Genomic DNA, 523 nt, shown 5'->3' with positions numbered 1-523 from the left:
CAACGCCGTCACGACCTGCACGAAGTCGGACACGGTGGACAGCGTCAGCGTGCTGATGACCCAGAACCGGGTGCGGCACGTGCCGGTGCTCGACGGCCGCAAGCTGATCGGCATCGTCAGCATCGGTGACGTGGTGAAGACCCGGATGGGCGAACTGGAAGCCGAGCAGCAGCAGCTGCAGTCCTACATCACGCAGGGATAACTCAGCGCCACGCGTACTGCGCGTCCGGGCTTATGCAGCCGCGCGAGCCGAACGTGGCTGCGAAATTCGCAGCGGAAAATGGCAGCCAGGTTCGCCTCGCGCAGAATTCGCCTCGCCGAGAAAGTGCACTAGCGCCAGGAGTATTCAGCCCGCAGCCGGGCGGCCACCACGTCGAAGGTCTCCCGATCCAGGATCGCGCCCTCGCGGCGAATGCCTTCCTCGGGCACGTCGAGCACCCGGTCCAGCCGCACCCGGTTCTGGGTCATCAGCACGCTGACGCTGTCCACCGTGTCCGACTTCGTGCAGGTCGTGACGGCGTTG

The 523-nt window shown here is 65.8% G+C and carries 1 protein-coding gene and 1 pseudogene; one reads left to right on the top strand and one right to left on the bottom strand.

Translation table 11 applies throughout. From position 1 onward, the window contains the following. Window positions 1–202, top strand: a 202-nt coding sequence (locus tag A9X01_RS23215; protein WP_081282269.1) for a CBS domain-containing protein, incomplete at its 5' end; no start/stop codon positions are given. 128 nt (window positions 203–330) lie between these two features. Here A9X01_RS23215 and A9X01_RS23210 read toward each other — a convergent pair. Beyond that, window positions 331–523: pseudogene (locus A9X01_RS23210) on the bottom strand (hypothetical protein); the annotation flags it as partial.

This window comes from Mycobacterium asiaticum (assembly GCF_001668675.1).
GTDB classification, from domain to species: Bacteria; Actinomycetota; Actinomycetes; order Mycobacteriales; family Mycobacteriaceae; genus Mycobacterium; species Mycobacterium asiaticum_D.
The sequence above is the reverse complement of the archived record's forward strand: the minus strand, read 5'-3'. Positions and strand labels throughout refer to the sequence as shown.